General features: G+C 70.2%; 14 protein-coding genes. 4 read left to right on the forward strand and 10 right to left on the reverse strand.

Features of this window, described 5'->3' with window-relative positions:
• Positions 1-14: 14 nt before the first annotated feature.
• Entirely contained in the window at positions 15-239 is a 225-nt protein-coding gene (gene rpmE / locus OO71_RS05345) for a 50S ribosomal protein L31 (RefSeq protein ID WP_033288504.1), read from the reverse strand.
• 201 nt (positions 240-440) lie between these two features.
• Between rpmE and OO71_RS05350 the strand changes: the two genes are divergently transcribed.
• Positions 441-956 carry a hypothetical protein gene (locus tag OO71_RS05350; protein WP_033288505.1) on the forward strand — a complete coding sequence of 172 codons (516 nt, stop codon included), beginning with the start codon at positions 441-443 and terminating at the stop codon, positions 954-956.
• Positions 957-1,025: 69 nt separating this feature from the next.
• Complete coding sequence (locus OO71_RS05355; protein ID WP_033288506.1) at positions 1,026-2,570, forward strand: S1 family serine peptidase; 1,545 nt, start codon at positions 1,026-1,028, stop codon at positions 2,568-2,570.
• A gap of 115 nt (positions 2,571-2,685) precedes the next feature.
• On the opposite strand, the gene rho is transcribed toward OO71_RS05355, so the two are convergent.
• The 6 genes from rho to argS form a co-directional block, all read right to left on the reverse strand.
• Positions 2,686-4,668 carry a transcription termination factor Rho gene (gene rho, locus OO71_RS05360; protein WP_033288507.1) on the reverse strand — a complete coding sequence of 661 codons (1,983 nt, stop codon included), beginning with the start codon at positions 4,666-4,668 and terminating at the stop codon, positions 2,686-2,688.
• 412 nt (positions 4,669-5,080) lie between these two features.
• Entirely contained in the window at positions 5,081-5,992 is a 912-nt protein-coding gene (gene thrB / locus OO71_RS05365; protein WP_245633570.1) for a homoserine kinase, read from the reverse strand.
• Positions 5,993-6,083: 91 nt separating this feature from the next.
• Positions 6,084-7,139 (reverse strand): threonine synthase, encoded by a 1,056-nt coding sequence (gene thrC, locus OO71_RS05370; RefSeq protein WP_033288508.1) that lies wholly within the window; start codon positions 7,137-7,139, stop codon positions 6,084-6,086.
• On the reverse strand, positions 7,136-8,455 hold the full coding sequence (locus OO71_RS05375; RefSeq protein WP_156096182.1) for a homoserine dehydrogenase: 1,320 nt from the start codon (positions 8,453-8,455) through the stop codon (positions 7,136-7,138). The genes thrC and OO71_RS05375 overlap by 4 nt, the downstream gene beginning before the upstream one ends.
• 3 nt (positions 8,456-8,458) lie before the next feature.
• Positions 8,459-9,889 (reverse strand): diaminopimelate decarboxylase, encoded by a 1,431-nt coding sequence (gene lysA / locus OO71_RS05380; RefSeq protein ID WP_033288509.1) that lies wholly within the window; start codon positions 9,887-9,889, stop codon positions 8,459-8,461.
• A 3-nt stretch (positions 9,890-9,892) separates the two neighbouring features.
• Positions 9,893-11,548, reverse strand: a complete 1,656-nt coding sequence (argS, locus tag OO71_RS05385; RefSeq protein ID WP_033288510.1) for an arginine--tRNA ligase — start codon at positions 11,546-11,548, stop codon at positions 9,893-9,895.
• Between the two features lie 201 nt (positions 11,549-11,749).
• Here argS and OO71_RS05390 point away from each other — a divergent pair, with 201 nt between their 5' ends.
• On the forward strand, positions 11,750-12,568 hold the full coding sequence (locus tag OO71_RS05390) for a thioredoxin-like domain-containing protein (RefSeq protein ID WP_033288511.1): 819 nt from the start codon (positions 11,750-11,752) through the stop codon (positions 12,566-12,568).
• An 8-nt stretch (positions 12,569-12,576) separates the two neighbouring features.
• The gene (locus OO71_RS05395; RefSeq protein ID WP_084144745.1) at positions 12,577-13,401 is read left to right on the forward strand and encodes a DUF305 domain-containing protein; all 825 of its coding nucleotides are present in this window, start codon (positions 12,577-12,579) and stop codon (positions 13,399-13,401) included.
• A 277-nt stretch (positions 13,402-13,678) separates the two neighbouring features.
• On the opposite strand, the gene OO71_RS05400 is transcribed toward OO71_RS05395, so the two are convergent.
• The 3 genes from OO71_RS05400 to OO71_RS05410 all read right to left on the reverse strand — a co-directional run bounded on the left by OO71_RS05400 (position 13,679) and on the right by OO71_RS05410 (position 16,461).
• Complete coding sequence (locus tag OO71_RS05400) at positions 13,679-14,275, reverse strand: flavin reductase family protein (protein WP_033288512.1); 597 nt, start codon at positions 14,273-14,275, stop codon at positions 13,679-13,681.
• Between the two features lie 9 nt (positions 14,276-14,284).
• Positions 14,285-15,205, reverse strand: a complete 921-nt coding sequence (locus OO71_RS05405) for a cation diffusion facilitator family transporter (protein ID WP_033288513.1) — start codon at positions 15,203-15,205, stop codon at positions 14,285-14,287.
• Between the two features lie 134 nt (positions 15,206-15,339).
• On the reverse strand, positions 15,340-16,461 hold the full coding sequence (locus OO71_RS05410) for an epoxide hydrolase family protein (protein WP_033288514.1): 1,122 nt from the start codon (positions 16,459-16,461) through the stop codon (positions 15,340-15,342).
• Positions 16,462-16,566 lie beyond the last annotated feature (105 nt).

Consider the following 16,566-nt stretch of genomic DNA (forward strand, 5'->3'; position numbering starts at 1 on the left):
CGCCGTCGGACGAGCTACTTGGCGTCGGTCTTCTGCCGCTTGCCGTAGCGCTTCTCGAACCGGGCAACCCGGCCACCGGTGTCCATGATCTTCTGCTTGCCGGTGTAGAAGGGGTGGCAGTTGGAGCAGATCTCGACGTGGATCTGACCCGACTCCTTCGTGCTGCGGGTGACGAAGGTGTTCCCGCAGTTGCACGTCACCGTCGTGGTCACGTATTCGGGGTGAATACCGCTCTTCATGGTGTCCTCTCTCGTTGGCCCCGGGTCCCCTGATGCGGGGTGAACCGGTGCCGGACTTCAGCGGGTCATTCTGCCAGACGAGCCGGCAGGGCCTTCAACACACCCCGGTGACCAGCTATTCCCGGGCCTTGTACGAATCTTGTACCTGCTGTCGCAAAGCTGGCCTTCTTCGTGAATCACTCACCATCTGGAGGTCCGGAAATGCGTACTACCGACCTGCTCGGCCGGGTCGCCGCGGTGGTCGCACTGACCGCGTCCGTGGCGGTCTTCGCCCCGGCGGCGAACGCGAACACCGAGGTGACGGCCGCCGACGTGAACCCCGCGGCGGGAACGTTCACGATGCTGCCCGAGGCAAGCATCACCAGCGCAGGCGACGGCACCCCGGCCGGTGCGGTCGCCTGGTACAAGGCGCATCTGGGAAGCACCGGCTGGGAGCACTACTGCGAGAAGGCGGCGGAGAACTCGTACGGCACCACCGGAGTGTGGGCGTCCGCCAATGCACATTGGAACGGCGCCAGCCCGAAGCACACGAGCGGCACCCCGCCCCTGGGTTCGTTCGTGTACTGGAACATCAGCGCATACGGCCACGTCGGCATCGCCGACGGCAACGGCGGCTTCTACGCGACCAGCGTCGGCGGCAAGATCGGCCACGGCAGCTCCACCGGGTACTTCAACAACTACCGCGGCTGGACCCCGGCTGCCGTACCCCGGCACTGACCGCGGGAAGTCATGATTCGGTGACAGGATGATCGCACTCCGCAGACATGAGTCGATCATCGTGGCGGCATGCGTATTCGACCATTCGCACTGCTGCTCGGATTCAGCGTGACCGCCGCGGTGGCGGGCGCCGTCCCGGCGTCGGCCATCGTCGGCGGGAGCGAGGCCGCCCAGTCGTACTCGTTCATGGTTTCCCTGCAATACGACTCCCCCCGTCCCGACGGGCACCGATGTGGGGCGGTCCTGATCGGGTCGCAGTGGGCAGTGACCGCCGGACATTGCGCAAACACTCCGACCGGTGCGACCGTCGCCGTTCCCCGGGGGTGGAAGGTGCGCGTCGGATCGCTGGACGTGACCACCGGAGGCGAGGTCGCCGAGGTCGACAAGTTCTACCGACGGCACGACAAGTACGACCCGCCGGGCGAGGATCTCGCGTTGCTGCACCTGCGCACTCCGGTCAATGCCAAGCCGGTACGGATGACCGCGACCACGCCGAAGCCGGGCACAGCGGCCCGGATCCTCGGCTGGGGCGCCACCGCCACGTCCTGCAGCGACTTCGCCGACCCCGGTTGTTTCCCGCGCAAGCTGCGCGCGGCGGACACCGTGGTGCAGCCGCTCGACCAGTGCTGGGACGACGACGGAAGCACCCTTCCGCTCTGTATCGGCAGTCAGCAGCCCGCGGTCGGACCCGGCACCACGGATTCGGGCGGACCGGCGTTGATCCGCGACGGTGCCGAGTGGGTGCTGGCCGGAACGGTCATCGGCCCGGGGATCCGCGGCGCCGACCTGCCGGACATGTACACCGATGTCTCGAAGAACTCCGGCTGGATCAACGGCATCGTCAGCGGTACCGACGTACCCCCGGATTCGCCGGTGCCCAATGTGGAAGGCACCGCCAAGGTAGGCGACTGCCAGGGAGCGGTGATCCGCCCGGACACCGCGAGCCCGGAGGATCCCGCACTGGCGCTGACGAACGGCCACTGCATCAAGGGCGACCGCCCCGCCCCGGGAAAGGCGTTGGTGGACCAGCCCGCCAACCTGGACCGGCCGATCCCCATCGCCGATCCCGCCGGTTACCCCCAGACGACCGCGCGGGCCACCCGGCTGGTGTACGCGACGATGACCGGCACCGACATCGCGCTGTACCGGCTGGACAAGACCTACGCACAACTGGCTGCCGACGGCGCGAAGGTGTTCCGGCTGTCCGCCACCCCGATGCGCGCCGGGCAACAGCTGACCATGGCCTACTCCGGCTCCCGTCCACAGTGCACAGTGGAAGCCGTGGTACCGCATCTCCGCGAAGGCGGTTGGCAGCAGGACAACTCGGTGCGCTACGCCGCCAGTGACACCTGTGCGAGCAAACCCGGCTACTCCGGGTCGGCCCTGCTTTCCGACGAGAACACCGTCGCGGGCATCAACAACACGAGCAACCGCGACGGCAAGCAGTGCACCGAAGGCAATCCGTGCGAGGTCGCCGAGGACGGCACGGTGACCGCGGTACAGGGGCGCAGCTACGGCCAGCAGGTCGCGCCGATCTCCGGTTGCCTGGTCGCCGGCTCGCGGGTGGACCTGTCCCGTCCGGGCTGCACCCTCACCGGCGCCCCTGGGCACTGAAAGCCGTGAAGGGAACCATCACGGAATTAGATTCCGTGATGGTTCCCTTCACGGACATGCAAGCGGCCCGCCCCCTGGTGCGGAAGGGGGCGGGCCGGGTGCGGCGGCGGGGGGCTCAGTCGTCGTCGTTGGAGCCCAGTGCCGTCTTCGAGACCTGCATCAGGAATTCGATGTTGGTCTTCGTCTTGCGCAGGCGCGAGATCAGCAGGTCGATGGCCTGCTGGGAGTCCAGCGCGTGCAGCACGCGGTGCAGCTTGTGCGTCACCGCCAGCTCGTCCGGCGAAAGCAGCAGCTCTTCCTTACGAGTACCCGACGGGTTGACGTCGACCGCCGGGAACACGCGCCGCTCGGAGATCTTCCGGTCCAGCTTGAGCTCCGCGTTGCCGGTGCCCTTGAACTCCTCGAAGATCACCGTGTCCATCGTGGACCCGGTTTCCACCATCGCCGTGGCGAAGATGGTGAGCGAGCCGCCGTTCTCGATGTTGCGCGCGGCACCCAGGAAACGCTTTGGCGGGTACAGCGCCGTCGAGTCGACACCACCGGACAGGATCCGGCCCGAGGCGGGCGCGGCCAGGTTGTACGCGCGGCCGAGGCGGGTGATCGAGTCCAGCAGCACCACGACGTCGTGACCCATTTCGACCAGGCGCTTGGCCCGTTCGATGGACAGCTCCGCGACCGAGGTGTGGTCGGACGGCGGGCGGTCGAAGGTGGAGGCGATGACCTCGCCCTTCACCGACCGCTGCATGTCGGTGACCTCTTCCGGCCGCTCGTCGACCAGCACGACCATGAGGTGGGCCTCAGGGTTGTTCGTGGTGATCGCGTTTGCGATGTCCTGCATGATCGTGGTCTTACCGGCCTTCGGCGGCGACACGATCAGCGCCCGCTGGCCCTTGCCGACCGGCATGATCAGGTCGATCACGCGGGTGGTGAGCTTGTGCGGCTCGGTTTCCAGGCGCAGCCGCTCGTTCGGGTACAGCGGCGTGAGCTTGGTGAAGTCCGGGCGGCGCTTGGCCTCGTCCGGCTCCAGGCCGTTGATCGAGTCGACGCGCACCAGCGGGTTGAACTTCTGCCGCTGCTGCTCGCCGTCGCGCGGCTGACGCACGACACCGGTGATCGCGTCACCGCGGCGCAGGCCGAACTTGCGCACCAGCGACAGCGACACGTACACGTCGTTCGGCCCGGCCAGGTAGCCCGAGGTACGCACGAACGCGTAGTTGTCGAGCACATCGAGGATGCCGGCCACCGGCAGCAGGACGTCGTCCTCGCGGATCTCGGTGTCCGGTGCGCCGCCCTCGCGCTGGCCACCGCCACTGCCCCGGCGACGGCGGTCACGGAAGCGGCGCCCGCGGCGGCCGCTCTCGTCATCGTCGTCCTGGGCCCCGCGGTTGTCCCGGTTGTCCCGGTTATCGCGGTTGTCCTGCTGGTTGCGCTGCCGGTCGCGGCGGTCGTCCTGACCACCCCGGTTGTCCCGGTTATCGCGGTTGTCCCGGCTATCGCGGTTATCGCGGTTGTCCCGGCCGTCGCGGTTGTCCCGGTTGCCGCTCTGGCGGTCACCGCGCTGCTCGCGCTGGCCCTCGCCGGAACGGTTCGCCCCGCCGCGGCGACGGCGGCTGCGGCCACCGTCGTCGGACTGGCCGTCGCCCTGCTCGGATCGCTCCTGGCCGGACGGCTTCTCGGCGGGTGCCTCCGGCGCCTCGGCCTTCGGGGCTTCCGCCTTCGGCGCCTCGGCCTGGACCGAAGTCTCCAGCTGCGCCGCCTCGGCCTTCGGCTCCGCCTTGGCGGTCTCGGCCTTGGTCCGGCGCGCCGGCTTCTCCGCCTTGACCGGCTCGCCCACCCCGTCCAGCGGGAGCGGTTCCGCGGTGGCGGTGGCGCGCTTCTTGCTCTTGCCTTGACGCTCGCGGATCGCGGCGATCAGGTCCCCCTTGCGCATCCCGGTGGTCTCGCCCACGCCCAGTTCGCCCGCCAGCTGGCGGAGCTCGGCGATGACCATCCCGGACAGGCCCCCGGTGCGGCGCTTCGGAGCTGCCGCGGCCCCATTGGTCTCAGCGGCCGCGGCGGGGGTCTCCACGTCGCCGCTCAACAGATCGGTGTTGCTCACACATGTCCTTCCTGACCGATCCACGTTCCGGGTGGATCAGCGGACTGCCGCCGGTCGCAGCACTCGCGAGACGGCTTCTGCCTCCGATGCGGACGGGTCGCGCCCAGCCGTGCGAGACACAGCTAGCGCCGCCAGCACAGGGTGTTTGCCCCCTCCGGACGGAGGAAGCGGAATTCGGCACCGCCGGAACCGGAAACCCGCCTGCGTCCTTCCGCGTCCCGCAGCTGGTGCGGTGCGGATCGGCGGATCGACGAAGGATGCGGACCGGAGCCCCCTGAGGAGCCGTCAGGACCGGCATCGGGTGCGGAAACGCACGGTGATCGAACGCCCCCGAGGGTAGACCGCACCCTCTCCGGGTGCAACAACCACCCCCCGCGTGGCGCACGTTCTCGTCCGCCGCGTGACCGGGCCGTCACCTCGCGACGACCTGCACACCCATGCGGTCGACGCCCAGTTCGGCGACTTCGAAACCCGTAACGCCGATGCCGGGCGGCAGTATTCCCGTGGTCGTGAGCGCGAGCACAGTGGGCCCGGCGCCGGAGATCGTGGCGGGGACCCCGTGGGCACGGAGGGTGCGCACGAGGGCAGTGCTCGCCGGGTACGCCTCGGCGCGGTAGTCCTGGTGCAGGCGGTCCTCGGTGGCGGCCATCAGCAGCTCGGGCCGTTCGGTGACGGCGAGCACAGCGAGCGCCGCCCGGCCCGCGCTGTGCGCCGCGTCGGCGTGCGGCACCTGCGGCGGGAGCAGCCCGCGCGTGGCGTCGGTCGACGACCTTTCCGCGGGTACCGCCACCACCGGCCGGATCGCCGGGTTCGGCTCGACCCGCTCGGCGCGGAACCGGCCGCCGTCGCACCACGCCACCACGAGCCCGCCGAGCAGGCTGGCCGCCGCGTTGTCGGCGTGCCCCTCGAACTCCGCCGCGAGCTGCAGTGCGTCGTCGTCGAGCGGACGTCCGGCCAGCGCATACCCGAGCGCGACGCCGGACACCACCGCCGCGGCGCTCGACCCGAGCCCGCGCGCGTGCGGAATGTTGTTGTGGCAACGCAGGTGCAGGCCCGGCGGCTGCACGTCCAGGTGCTCGCAGGCGCGCCGGATCGCGCGTACCACCAGGTGGGACTCGTCGGTCGGCACGTCGGCCACCCCGCCGGCCCCCGCATCGAGCACCTCGACCTTCAGCCCGCCCGCGGTGACCTGCAGCTCGACGACGTCGTGCCGGGCAAGCGCAAGACCGAGCGCGTCGAACCCGGGGCCGAGATTCGCCGTCGAGGCGGGGACCGTCGCGCGGAACCCGGTCACGACCGCGCCCCAATGTGGCATTGGGTGCATGCGATGCAGCGAATGTGGCATTGGGTGCGTGAGATGCACCCAATGCCACATTGGGGTGGTTGGGGCCGAGCGGGGGCGGGGGCGCGGGCGGTCATCGGAGGTCCAGGGCCGCTGCTACGGCTGTCGGGTCCACGGCCAGCGGTTCGACCTCGACGTTGCCCTCCAGGGCCGTCGCCGGGTCCTTCAGGCCGTGGCCGGTGACCGTGCAGACCACCGTCGAGCCCTGGGGCAGGCGGCCGTCGGCGGCGGTGGCCAGCAGACCGGCCACACTCGTCGCCGAGGCGGGCTCCACGAACACGCCCTCACGGCTGGCCAGCAGCCGGTACGCCTCGAGGATTTTCTCGTCGGTGATGGCGTCGAACAGGCCGTCCGACTCGTCGCGCGCCGACACCGCACCCGCCCACGACGCCGGGCTGCCGATGCGGATCGCGGTGGCGATGGTGTCCGGGTCGGGCACCGGTTCGCCGCGCACGAGCGGCGCCGCGCCGGCCGCCTGGAAGCCGAACATCCGCGGGGTGTTCTTCACCACACCATCGGCGGCGTACTCCGAATAGCCCTTCCAGTACGCGGTGATGTTGCCCGCGTTGCCGACCGGGAGGCAGTGCACGTCCGGCGCTTCGCCGAGGACGTCGCAGATCTCGAACGCCGCGGTCTTCTGGCCGGCGATGCGCACCGGGTTGACCGAGTTGACCAGCGTGACCGGGTAATCCGCGGCGGTTTTGCGGGCCAGTTCGAGGCAATCGTCGAAGTTGCCGTCGACCTGCAGGATGCGCGCGCCGTGCAGGACGGCCTGGGCGAGCTTGCCCATCGCGATCTTGCCTTGCGGCACCAGCACCGCGCAGGTGAGCCCGGCGCGGGCGGCGTACGCGGCAGCCGACGCGGAAGTGTTGCCGGTGGACGCGCAGATCACCGCCTTGAGCCCGCTGGCCAGCGCGTGCGTGATGGCGACGGTCATCCCGCGGTCCTTGAACGAGCCCGTCGGGTTCGCGCCCTCGACCTTCAGGTACACCGTGGCCCCGGTGACCTCCGACAGGTACGCAGCAGGCAGCAGCGGCGTGTTGCCCTCGCCGAGCGTCACCACCCGCGCGCCGTCCGGGACCGGCACGCGATCTCGGTACGCCTCAATGATTCCCGGCCACGCACTCATGCGTCTTCGCCTTCCACCCGCATCACACTGACGACTTCGTGCACCACGTCGAGTTTCGCGATTTCGTCCACAGTGGACTGAAGCGCCGCGTCCGGGGCAAGGTGGGTGACCACCACGAGGCTCGCCGTGTCGTTCGCGTCGCGCTGGCGGACCGCGGCGATGCTCACGCCGTGCGCGGCAAACGCTTGCGCCACTTGGGCCAAGACACCCGCCCGGTCGGCGACGTCGAGGCTCACGTGGTACCGCGTCGGGGTCTGGCCCATCGGCCGCACCGGCAGCGCGGCGTGCGCCGACTCGCGCGGGCCACGGCCGCCGACCACCCGATTCCGGGCCACCGCAACGAGATCACCCAGCACCGCGCTGGCGGTGGGTGCGCCACCCGCGCCCTGGCCGTAGAACATGAGCTCCCCGGCCGCATCCGCCTCGACGTACACCGCGTTGAACGCGCCGCCGACCCCGGCGAGCTGGTGACTGCGCGGAATCATCACCGGATGCACACGTGCGGACACGGATTCCGCACCGTCGTCGGCCGTCACCCGCTCGCAGATCGCCAGCAGCTTCACCGTGCGGCCGAGCGTGCGCGCCGCGGCGAGGTCGGACGCCGTGACGTCGGCGATGCCCTCGCGGTGCACGTCCTTCGCGGTGACCCGGGTGTGGAACGCCAGCGAGGCCAGGATCGCGGCCTTCGACGCGGCGTCGTAGCCGTCGACGTCCGCCGTCGGGTCGGCCTCCGCGTACCCGAGCCGGCTGGCCTCGTCGAGCGTTTCCGCGTACCCGGCGCCGGTGGCGTCCATCGCGGAGAGGATGTAGTTCGTGGTGCCGTTGACGATGCCCATCACGCGCGTGATGCGGTCGCCCGCCATCGATTCGCGCAGCGGGCGCAGCAGCGGGATGGCCCCGGCGACGGCCGCCTCGAAGTACAAGTCGGCACCGGCCGCGTCGGCCGCCTCGAACAGCTCGGCCGAATACTCGGCGAGCAGCGCCTTGTTGGCCGTGACCACGGATTTGCCCGCGTTCAGCGCGGCGAGCAGCCAGCTGCGGACCGGCTCGATGCCGCCGACCAGCTCGACCACCACGTCGATGTCCTCGCGGACCACGAGCGCCGCCGCGTCGTCGGTGAGCAGCTCGGTAGGCAGCTCCGGATGCTTGTCCGGGCGCCTTACCGCGATCCCGGCCAGTTCCACCGGCGCGCCCGCCCGGGCGGCCAGCTCACCGGCCTGCTCGGTGAGCAGCCGGGCGACCTCGCTGCCGACCGTTCCGCAGCCGAGCAGCGCGACGCGGATCCTGGGCGAACCGGATGGAGACACAGTGGACACTTCTCAAACCTCCAGGCGCAGCATGTCGTCCGTCGTCTCCCTGCGCAGCAGCAGCCGGGCGGCACCGTTGCGCACAGCAACCACCGCCGGGCGCGGCAGCCGGTTGTACCCGCTCGCCATCGCGTAGCAGTAGGCACCGGTCGCCGCGACGGCCAAGAGGTCGCCGGGAGCCAGCGTGTCTGGCAGCCAGCAGTCTCGGACCACGATGTCACCGGATTCACAGTGTTTTCCCACCACTCGGGACAACGTGGGGGTGACCGGGTCGTCTCCGTCGGCTGCCGACCGCGAGACCACGCGGCAGTCGTATACCGCGTCGTACAGCGCCGTGCGGATGTTGTCGCTCATGCCGCCGTCGACGCTCACGTACCGGCGGGCGGTTTCGTCACCGAGCGCGACGTCCTTGATCGTGCCGACCTCGTACAGGGTGAACGTGCCCGGTCCGGCGATCGCGCGGCCGGGCTCGCCGGCGATCCGCGGCATCGGCAGGTCGGCGTACGCGCATTCCTTGCGCACGATCTCGCGGATCTGCGTGATCATCTGCGAAGGCGGCGGCGGATTGTCCTTTTCGGTGTACGCGATGCCGAAGCCGCCGCCGAGGTCGACGACGTTCAGCTGGTCGAGCAGGTCGCGGCCGTGCTCCTTGGCCAGGTCGGCGAGCAGCCCGACGACGCGGCGGGCGGCGACCTCGAAGCCGTCGGCGTCGAAGATCTGCGACCCGATGTGGCTGTGCAGGCCGATCAAGCGCAGCGACGGCGCGTTCAGCACCCGGCGCACGGCCTCCGCGGCATCGCCGGACGCGAGCGAGAACCCGAACTTCTGGTCCTCGTGCGCAGTCGCGATGAACTCGTGCGTGTGCGCTTCGACGCCGACGGTCACCCGTACCAGCACCTTCTGCTGCACCTCGCGCGTGGCGGCGATCTCGGCGAGCCGGGCGATCTCGTAGTACGAATCGACGACGACGGTGCCGACCCCGGCCTCGACCGCCGCGTCGAGCTCGGCGACCGATTTGTTGTTGCCGTGGAAGGTGATCCGCTCCACCGGGAAGTTCGCGCGCTGCGCGACGGCCAGCTCGCCGCCGCTGCACACGTCGAGGCTCAGCCCCTGCTCCGCCACCCAGCGGGCGATTTCCACCGACAGGAAGGCTTTCGACGCGTAGTGCACGAGCGCCGGGTCGTCGAAGGCCTCGGCGTAGTCGGCGCAGCGGGACTTGAAGTCCGCCTCGTCGACCACGAACAGCGGCGTGCCGTACTCCTCGGCGAGGTCGCGCACGTCGACCCCGGCGATCCGCACCACGCCGTCGGCGGCGCGATAAGCGTTGCGCGGCCACACTTTCGCGGGCAGCTGGTCGAGTTCGCCGGCACTCGCGGGCGGGAACCCGGAGGCGTCGGCATGGGGGTAGACGTCGGCGTGGCGGGGGCCCGCGGGGTGCGCCATTTCTTACATCCGTTCCGGAGCGGAGACACCGAGCAGCGACAGGCCGTTCGCCAGCACCTGGCGGGCGGCTTCACACAGGGCGAGCCGGGCGTGCGTGAGGGGGGTGGCCTCCTCGTCGCCCTGCGGGAGGACCCGGCCCACCGTGTAGAACTTGTGGTACGCACCGGCCAGTTCCTCGAGGTACCGGGCCACGCGGTGCGGTTCGCGCATTTCCGCGGCCCGTGCGGTGAGGGCGGGGAATTCGCCGATGGTGCGGATGAGATCGCCCTCGGCGGGCAGGGTCAGCAGGCCGAAGTCCACGTCCGCTTCGGACTTGATCCCGAGGTCCGCCGCGCCGCGCTGCAGCGACGACAGCCGGGCGTGCGCGTACTGCACGTAGTACACCGGATTGTCGTTGGAGTGCTTGCGAAGCAGGTCGAGGTCGATGTCCAAAGTGGAGTCGACGGAGTACCGGATCAGCTCGTACCGCGCCGGGTCCACGCCGACGGCCTCCACGAGGTCCTCGAGCGTGATCACCGTGCCCGCGCGCTTGGACATCCGCACCGGTTTCCCGTCGCTGACCAGGTTCACCATCTGGCCGATCAGCACCTCGACGGTGCCCGGGTCGTCGCCGAACGCGGCCGCCGCGGCCTTGAGCCGCGCGATGTAACCGTGGTGGTCCGCGCCGAGCATGTAGATGCACAGGTCGAAACCGCGGTTGCGCTTGTCCTTGAAGTAGGCGAGGTCTCCTGCGATGTAGGCCGGGTTGCCGTCCTTCTTGAGGACGACCCGGTCCTTGTCGTCGCCGTACTCGCTGGAACGCAGCCACCAGGCGCCGTCGGCGAAGTAGAGGTTGCCGGAGTCCTTGAGCTGCTGCACCGCGGCCTCGACGGCGCCGGACTCATGCAGCGAGTTCTCGTGGAAATAGACGTCGAAATCGGTGCCGAACTGGTGCAGGCTTCCCTTGATCTGGCTGAACATCAGCTCGATGCCGATGCGCCGGAAGGTCTCGTGCCGCTCGGCCTCGGGCAGGCTGAGCGCGCTCGGCTCGGCCTTGATCACCTCGGCGGCGATGTCCGAGATGTACGCCCCGGCGTACCCATCCTCGGGCGCGGGCTGGCCCTGCGCGGCGGCGATGAGCGAGCGGACGAACCGGTCGATCTGGGCACCGGCGTCGTTGAAGTAGTACTCGCGCGTGACGTCGGCACCCTGCGCGGCCAGCACCCGGCCGAGCGCGTCGCCGACCGCGGCCCAGCGCGTGCCGCCGAGGTGGATCGGGCCGGTCGGGTTGGCCGACACGAACTCCAGGTTGATCCGGCGCCCGGCCAGCGCGGTGCCACGGCCGTACTCCGCACCCGCGGCCAGCACCTGGCGGACGACCTCGCCCTGCGCGCCGGCGGCGAGACGGAAGTTGAGGAACCCGGGTCCGGCGACCTCGGCCGCGGCCACGCCGTCCGCACCCGCGACGACCTCGGCCAGCGCCTCGGCGAACTCGCGCGGCTTCAGGCCCGCCTTCTTGGCCACCTGCAGGGCGAGGTTGGTCGCGTAGTCGCCGTGGTCCGGATTGCGCGGGCGTTCGATGGTCACCTGCTCCGGGAGCACGGCGTCGTCGACGCCCCGTGCGGCGAGGACCTGCACGGCGGAGCTGCGGACCAGATCGGCGAGAGCGGCGGGAGTCACTCGCCGAATTCTAGGTGCGGGCGGGCGCCGTGCTTCCGCCGGTCCGGGCAGGCGAGACCGCGGGCACACCCGGACGGGTGTTCCGCTTGCCGGGGCAGCGCTCGGGTGTTCACGGTGATCCGACGCCCGGTCTCTACACTGGGCCACCGGCAGGGTCCGTCCGGATCCCTCCCCCGCGCTCACGAGGAGATCTCGGCAACCATGGCCAACGGGACCACCAGGAAGAAGGGCCAGTCCGGCAAGGCGGCGGTCAGGGCGGCCAAGAACCGCTCCGTCGTCGCGACCAAGGGCACGCCGTGGGGCACGATCATCGGCGTCGTACTGGTGGTGGCGCTGCTGGCCGGGGTGGTCACGTACTACCTGATCGCGTCCGCGCCGAAGCGGGCGGCCGAGTCGTACACACCGTCGGCGAGCGACCCGGACCCGTCCAGCCGCATCCAGGGCGTGATCACCGCGAAGTACACCGGTTCGGTGCACATTCTCCCCACCGAACGGGTGGCGTACGACCACTCTCCGCCGTTCGGCGGCCCGCACGACGGCTACTGGGCCGCGTGCAACGGCGTCGTGTACCCGAACCCGGTGCGCAACGAGAACATGGTGCACGCCCTCGAGCACGGCACCGTGTGGATCGCCTACAACCCGGACCGGATCAAGGGTGACCAGGTCGACCAGCTGGCCAAGCGGGTCACCGGCAAGACGTACATGATGCTCTCGCCGTACCCCGGTCTGGACAAGCCGATCTCGGTGCAGTCGTGGGGCCACCAGCTGAAGCTGGACAGCCCGGACGACGAGCGCATCGACGCGTTCATCGCCGCGCTGCGCACCAACCCGAACGGCGTGTACCCGGAGATCGGCGCCTCGTGCGACGCGCTCGGCCCCGGCATGTTCGACCCGGCCAACCCGCCGAAGTTCGACCCGAGCAAGCCCGGTCCGGACGCGAAGCCCATGGACTACAAGGGCAGCACCGGTGCCCAGGGTGAGCAGGGCGGGAAGCCCGGCACGCCGCCGACCGGACAGTGACCCGCCCGATGAGTGGCTCGGACCCTGCAGTGCAAGCCGGTGATCCTGCCGGTGGTTCTGCTGAACACGCCGGCGGGGTGGCCAGTTCGGCCGGGCCGGTCGGCGGCTCGGTGGGTCATGCCGATGACTCGGGCGAGCCGACCGGCGGATCGGATGGCGGGGACCGGCCGGGCTGGTCGCCCTGGGTGATCATCAGCGGGACTCTGGTGGCGGTGCTGCTGGTCGGCGCGGCCATCGGGATTTTCGCGACCCGGTTCACCGACGCCGGTCCGGCCGAGGCGAACCCGGCGGCGGGCTCGGTCGAGGTCGGGTTCGCGCAGGACATGTCGGTGCACCACCTGCAGGCGGTCACGATGGCGGGCTGGGCCCGCGACCACTCCACCGACCCGGAGATCCGCCAGCTCGCGTTCGACATCGAGCGCACGCAGACCGAGCAGGTCGGGCGGATGAAGGGCTGGCTCATGCTGTGGGATCAGCCGGAACAGGCGACCGGCGCGTACATGACGTGGATGACCGAGCCGATGGGGCACGCGGGCATGCAGGTGCCCACGAGCAGCCCGGCAGGCGGCGCGCCGATGCCCGGCATGGCCACCGACGCCGACCTCGTCAAGCTGCGCACGCTGTCCGGGCGCGAGCTCGACGTGTTCTTCCTGCAGCTCATGCTGCGCCACCACCAGGGCGGCGTCGCGATGGCCGAGTACGCGCAGGACCACACGTCGCTCGCGGCGGTGAAAGCGTTGTGCCGCAGCATGTTGACGTCACAGGGCGCGGAGATGGACCAGATGCGGAGCATGCTCCGCTCCCGGGACGCGCAACCGCTCCCCGGTCCGTAGCCCTCACGAGGGGTCGTAGCGGTTCCAAGAGCCTGTCTTCGATGCCGGTGGTGGGGATGAGCCAGGCCCAGCCGCTTGCGCCGGTACCCGTCCGACACCACTTCCCACGGTGCACGGTTCTTCACCCGCTAGACCAAACCGGGGGTGTTCGAGGGGATCAGTCGCCCCGCACCCTCGGCGGCGGTGACCGACTCGCCTTCGGGCAAGGCCCACCCCACGTGGTGTGCGGTGTATCCGAGCCGATGCGGCTACCCCGGCAAGACCGGCGCCGTAGCCCTCACGAGGGTTCGTAGCGCGGGCGGCCCAGTTCCTTCACTTCGCCGAGCGTGGACCATTCGTCGCGGCCGAGGCGGGCCAGCGGGCGGAGCCGGTCGATCAGCGGGTGGTCGCCGTCGAGGACGTCCTCAGCGATCGCGAGGTGCACGACCCGGCCGAACACCACCGTCGACGAGCCGAAGCCGACCGTGCTGTGCAGTTCGCATTCGAACGCCACCGGCGATTCCGCGACGCGCGGCGGGCGGACCTTGAGGCTGGGTTCGCGGGTGAGCCCGGCCTCGTCGAATTCGCTGAGCTCGGGCGGGAAATCGGTGCCGGTGTCGTTGACCCGCTCGAACAACGGCTCGGCCGCGAGGTTCACCACGAACTGCCGCGTCGCCACCACGTTGCGCAAGGTGTCCTTGCGCCCCACCGACGTGAACTGCAGGATCGCGGGCGACGCGGACGCGACGGTGAAGAACGAATGCGGCGCCAGATTGTCCACTCCGGACCGGGAAGTGCTGGACACCCACGCAATCGGCCGGGGCACGACGGTCGCGGTGAGGAGCCGGTAGAACGCGTTCGGGGCCAGCTGCCCGGGGTCGAAGTCCTTGCGCATGTCCCCGGTCTACCAGGACAGCTCCTCGCACCGGCGGGCGCATTGCGGTCCTTCGACCTGGAGCGTGGCGTGCTTGATCGCGTAGCGCACCGACAGCAGGTCCTGCGCGTCGGTGAGCACAGTGGACTGTTCGGCTTCCGCGGTCATGGTCAGGTGCGCGGAGGCGACCTCCATGCCGGAGGTGAGAGTCCAGACGTGCAGGTCGTGCACGTTCGCGACGCCCGGGAGCGCCGCGAGCTCGGTGCTGATCTCGGCGACGTCGACGCCTGCCGGGGCGTGCTGGAACAGGATCCGCAGCGCGCGGCGCGCCAGCGTCCAGGTGCGCGGCAGCACGAAGAGGCCGATGGCGACACCGATGATCGGGTCGGCATAACGCCAGCCGGTGGTGAGCGTGATGGCGCCGCTGAGCAGTACGCCGACCGAGCCGATCAGGTCGGCCAGCACCTCGAGGTACGCACCGCGGACGTTGATGCTTTCCTTGGCGCCCGAACGCAGGACGACGAACGACACGATGTTCGCGGCGAGCCCGGCCGCGGCGGCGAGCAGCACCGGCAGGCCGGGTACCTCGGGCGGGTCGGTGATCCGGCCGATCGCCTCCACCGCCACGTACCCGGCGACCCCGAAGAGCAGCACCGCATTGCCCAGTGCGGCAAGGACTTCCGCGCGGTACATGCCGAACGTGCGGCTGAACGTCGGCCCGCTGCGGCGCGCGAGAACGATGGCGGCGAGCGCCATGCCGACGCCGAGGACGTCGGTGAACATGTGCGCCGCGTCGGACACCAGTGCCAGTGAGCCGGTGGCGAACCCCACCACGAACTCCAGCACCATGAACCCGGCGCCCACCACGAGGGCGACCAGCAGCGCACGCACGTAACGACCGGACGCGCTCGCCGGCGCCGCGGTGTGTCCGTGGCTGTGCCCGTGTCCCATCGCTCGCCTCCCCTTTCGCCGTCTCCCGCAATATATAGTGACATGCGCATATGTGCAATACAGGGTAGCCTAAGTTCACCTTAACGGGCAGGGACGGCCTTCCCCAGTAGCGTCCCGGGAAGTGAGAAGCGGCTTTACCGCACCAGGCGGAAGAACCCGCGGATCTGCTCGACGAGCAAGGCAGGCTGTTCCATCGCCGCGAAATGCCCGCCGCGGGGCAGCCGCTCGAACCAGCGCAGATCGGTGAACCGCAGCTCGGCCTGACGGCGCGACGGCCGTCCGATGTCCCGCGGGAACACCGAAATCCCGGACGGCGCGGTGATCAGGTCGCCGAAACTGCCGAAGCTCTCCCAGTACAGCCGCGCCGAGGACGTGGCCGACGCGGTGAACCAGTAGACCGAAATGGCGTCGAGGAGCTGCTGCCGCGAGACGGCGTCCTCGGGGCGGCCGTTGTTGTCGGTCCAGGCCCAGAACTTCTCGGCGATCCAGGCGGCCTGCCCGGCGGGTGAGTCGGTGAGGGCGTAACCGAGGGTCTGCGGGCGCGTGCCCTGCTGGCTCGAGTATCCGCTCCCGGTGCGGCGGAACTCCTGGATCGCCGCTTCCCCCTCGGTTTCCTCGGGCGTCGGATCAGCGAAATCCCCCCGCGGCGCGATCGCCATGTTGACGTGCACCCCCGCCACCCGCCCCGGCGCGACCTCACCGAGCGCCCCCGAAACGGCCGACCCCCAGTCACCGCCCTGGGCACCGTAACGGTCGTAACCGAGGGAGCCCATGAGCTGATCCCAGGCCCGCGCAATGCGCTTGACGTCCCACCCGGCCGCCGCCGGCTTGTCACTCCAGCCGAACCCTGGCAACGAAGGCGCGACCACGTGGAACGCGTCCGAGGGGTCGCCCCCGTGCGCCCGCGGGTCGGTGAGCGGCCCGACGACGGCAAGGAACTCGAGCACCGAGCCAGGCCAGCCATGCGTGATGACCAGGGGAAACGCGTCCGGCTCCGGCGAGCGGACGTGCAGGAAGTGAATCCCGAGCCCGTCGACGGTGTCCCGGAACTGCGGAAAGACGTTGACCCGGTCGGCGAACCCGAAGTCGTAGTCCCCGGCCCAGCTGCGGCAGAGATCCTGGGCGTAGGAAAGAGGAAGCCCCTGCGACCAGTCCCCGACGGTCTCGGCCTCGGGCCACCGAGTGCGGCGCAGCCGATCCCGCAGGTCGGAGATGTCGTCGTCGGCAATCCGGACCCGGAACGGCTCGGCACTCACGACAGTTCCCCTTTCGGTCACCCCCGCCTGGGTTTCCCGGCAAGATCGACGCTACCGCGCAAGGCCCCCTCCTGTGCTCAACCGGGAACGGCCATGCGCTAAGCT

The sequence above is a fragment of the Amycolatopsis jejuensis genome (genome assembly GCF_000717335.1).
GTDB lineage: Bacteria > Actinomycetota > Actinomycetes > Mycobacteriales > Pseudonocardiaceae > Amycolatopsis > Amycolatopsis jejuensis.